Origin of the sequence: Chryseobacterium barbadense (genome assembly GCF_042849955.1) — a bacterium.
In the GTDB taxonomy this organism is placed as follows: Bacteria; Bacteroidota; Bacteroidia; order Flavobacteriales; family Weeksellaceae; genus Chryseobacterium.
Genome location: NZ_BAAFHL010000122.1, coordinates 1 through 3,375, shown reverse-complemented (window position 1 = coordinate 3,375; position 3,375 = coordinate 1). Strand labels below are relative to the sequence as shown.

Sequence of the window (3,375 nt, the reverse complement as noted above, 5' to 3'; positions counted from 1 at the left end):
TCTAATTTGAAATGATATCAAAAACCGTAATATTATGGTGCCTTTGCAAGTAAAAAAAGTTTATTTTTGGAAGCAAAATTTTACACCTATGAGCAAATATTCATTAGAAGCATTCGTAAACGAAACGAAGGAAAATCCACAGGAAAGAGATTATTTCGAGCTTGAGAAACCTCAGCTTCTGGAGATCAATCTTAACAATCAGGCTGTATGGACCAAAACGGGAAGTATGGTGGGATATGTTGGAAACATTAATTTTGAAAGACAGGGAATGCTTTCAGGAGGATTAGGAAACCTTTTGAAAAAAGCGATCAGCGGAGAAGGATCCAAGCTGATGAAGGCTGAAGGTACCGGAAAGCTTTATGTGGCGGATTCCGGGAAAAAAGTACGCATCCTTTATCTGAACAATGAAGCGGTCTGTGTGAACGGAAACGATGTTTTAGCTCATGAGCAAAGCATAAAAAGCGACATTACCATGCTGAAAAGTATTGCGGGAGTAATGTCCGGCGGATTATTCCAGGTAAGACTTTCCGGAACGGGGCATATTGCCATCACTACCCATGGAGACCCTTTAACGTTAATGGTAACTCCGGACAATCCTGTCTTCACCGACCCTAATGCAACGGTTGCATGGTCGGGAAATCTAAGCCCTGAACTGAAAACGAATATGTCTTTTAAAAGCCTTATCGGAAGAGGAAGCGGTGAGGAATTCCAAATGAAATTCTCAGGAAACGGATGGGTGCTGATCCAGCCTTATGAGGAGGTATATGCTGTTGAAAAATAATTTCTTATATAATCTAAAAATAAAAAGCTGCTTCATAGAAAGCGGTTTTTTATTTTATAGGCATTCCCTTTTTTGCAATATTTTGATATCTTTAAACTCACAATTTACAAAATATGACAACTACCCGCAGAGATTTTATCAAAACAGCTGCTTTGGCAGGTTTCGGAGCTCTTGTTTTACCTAATTCATTATTTGCTTATTCCAAAGATTTTTCTTCTTATAAAAAGATCCGTGTCGGCTTCATCGGGGTCGGACTTCGGGGACGTGAACATGTAAAACTTCTGGCACAAAGAGCTGACGTAGAAATCGTTGCTTTTGCAGATCCCAGTAAAATTATGCTTTCCGAATGTCAGAAAATTTTAAAAGCCAATAACAAGCCCGCAGCGAAAGAGTTTTCCAATGGGGATTATGATTACAGGAATCTTTTAAAGCTTAATACTATTGACGCTGTAGTGATTGCTACTCCCTGGGAGTGGCATCTTACACAAGGGGTAGAAGCCATGCGTGCGAAAAAAATAGTTGGAATGGAGGTTTCCGGTGCCATAAAACTTCAAGACTGCTGGGAATTCGTAAAAGTGTATGAAGAGACCAAAGTCCCTATTTTTATGATGGAGAATGTATGCTACCGAAGAGATATCATGGCTGTTTTACACATGGTACGCAAAGGAATGTTCGGTGAGCTGGTTCATGGAAGGGGCGGTTATCAGCATGATCTGCGAGGAGTTCTGTTCAATGATGGAGTCACCCCTTATAATTCGGGGGTGGAATTCGGTAAAAAGGGATTCAGCGAAGCACAATGGAGAACGGAGCATTATGTAAAAAGAAACGGAGAGCTCTATCCTACTCACGGATTAGGTCCGGTTGCCGTAATGATGGATATTAATCGAGGTAACAGACTGACGAGGCTTTCTTCTTTTTCGTCCAAAGCAGTAGGGCTTCATAAATACATCACAGAACATCCGAAAGGAGGCAAAGACCATCCTAATGCACAGGTGAAATTCAATCAGGGAGATATTGTAACTACCCAGATTGCCTGTGCCAATGGAGAAACGATTCTTTTGACCCATGATACAAGTTTGCAGCGTCCTTATGACTTAGGATTCAGGGTACAGGGTACGGAAGGATTATGGCAGGATTTCGGTTCCGGAGGGCTGAATCAGGGACATATTTATTTCGAAAAAATAATGAATCACAGCCATAAATGGGAAGATACCGAAAAATGGCTGAAAGAATATGATCATCCTATCTGGAAAAAATTCGAAAATTCCGCTTCGGGAGCCGGTCATGGCGGAATGGACTTTTTCGTGATGAATACGTTTATCGAATGTATAAAACGGAATATTGAGTTCCCGATGGATGTTTACGATCTGGCGACATGGTACTCCATCACACCACTTAGTGAGGAGTCTATCAACAAGGGCGGACAAGCCATTGATATTCCGGATTTCACAAAAGGGGCCTGGAAAAACCGTAAACCTGTATTTGGGATGACAGATGAGTTCTAGTAAGACTTTACTCATATTGGCTGGCGGATTGGGAAGCCGCTATAAAGGATTAAAACAGATAGACGGAATTTTAGACAACGGGGCTCCTGTTTCTGAATATTCTATTTATGACGCATTGGAAGCAGGCTTTCACAAAGTAGTGGTTATTATCAATCGCCTTATTCCTCAAAGCTATAAAGACAGGCTGGAAACTATTTCAAAGCAAAAGAATTTCGAATTACATTGGGTGTATCAGGATATGAATCAATATGTCCCTAGAGGCTTTGATATGGAGCGAAAAAAACCTTGGGGAACAGGGCATGCCGTACTCTGTGCCAAAGAATTCATCGATACGCCTTTTGCCATGATCAATGCAGACGATTTTTATGGCAAGGCAATTTATAAGACCGCTTCACAGGAAATAGATGCAGGAAATATTACCGGAATCCAGTTTGAAATGATTGCATATCCTGTGGAATCTACGTTGAGTGAAAATGGTGCTGTAGCGAGAGGAATTTGCACTTTTGATGCTCAAAACCGGCTTCTGAAAGTAGTGGAGCAGACTTCAATCCGCAAAGAGTCCGGATCCGTTCTGTATACAGATAACGGAAGGGACATCATTATTCCGCCGCAGACGCTGGTCTCCATGAATTTTTTTGTTTTTCATCCCAGGGTTTTTGATCTCCTGGAGGAGCATTTCGCAAATTTCATCAAGTCTGATCCATCCGCAGAACAGGAATTTTATATTCCTTCCGCAGTGCAGCAAATGATTGATGATGGTGAAGTAAATGTGTTGATAAAATCTTCTCCTTCATCATGGAAAGGAATGACGTATGCAGATGATAAAAAAATTTTAAAGGAATTCCTTGAAAAAGAAACCGCAATGAACAGATATCCAAAAGACTTATGGGGCTAGATCATATCATCCAAAAGTTTATAAATACCTCGAATTATTCTGTCAGTCCCATTACCAACGGACTGATCAATACTACTTATCTTGTCAAAAACAATGATAACAATACCCAATTCATCCTTCAAAACATCAATACGAAGGTTTTCAGGAACCCGGAAGCCATTATCGGCAATCATTTAACAATCAATAAATTACTT

At 40.5% G+C, this 3,375-nt stretch carries 3 protein-coding genes and 1 pseudogene; all 4 read left to right on the top strand.

The annotated features are described in order from the left end of the window. Positions 1-88 precede the first annotated feature (88 nt). On the top strand, positions 89-781 hold the full coding sequence (locus ACGHIN_RS16975) for an AIM24 family protein (protein ID WP_390456323.1): 693 nt from the start codon (positions 89-91) through the stop codon (positions 779-781). Positions 782-894: 113 nt separating this feature from the next. Next, on the top strand, positions 895-2,286 hold the full coding sequence (locus ACGHIN_RS16970; RefSeq protein ID WP_390456320.1) for a Gfo/Idh/MocA family protein: 1,392 nt from the start codon (positions 895-897) through the stop codon (positions 2,284-2,286). Further along, positions 2,276-3,181 carry a sugar phosphate nucleotidyltransferase gene (locus ACGHIN_RS16965; protein WP_390456317.1) on the top strand — a complete coding sequence of 302 codons (906 nt, stop codon included), beginning with the start codon at positions 2,276-2,278 and terminating at the stop codon, positions 3,179-3,181. Before ACGHIN_RS16970 ends, ACGHIN_RS16965 begins: the two co-directional genes overlap by 11 nt. Beyond that, positions 3,172-3,375: pseudogene (locus ACGHIN_RS16960) on the top strand (phosphotransferase enzyme family protein); the annotation flags it as partial. The gene ACGHIN_RS16965 and the pseudogene ACGHIN_RS16960, both read left to right, overlap by 10 nt.

Bases quoted from the DNA above. Each gene is read 5' to 3' on its own strand.
- ACGHIN_RS16975 (WP_390456323.1), top strand. From the start codon at position 89: ATGAGCAAATATTCATTAGAAGCATTCGTAAACGAAACGAAGGAAAAT.
- ACGHIN_RS16970 (WP_390456320.1), top strand. From the start codon at position 895: ATGACAACTACCCGCAGAGATTTTATCAAAACAGCTGCTTTGGCAGGT.
- ACGHIN_RS16965 (WP_390456317.1), top strand. From the start codon at position 2,276: ATGAGTTCTAGTAAGACTTTACTCATATTGGCTGGCGGATTGGGAAGC.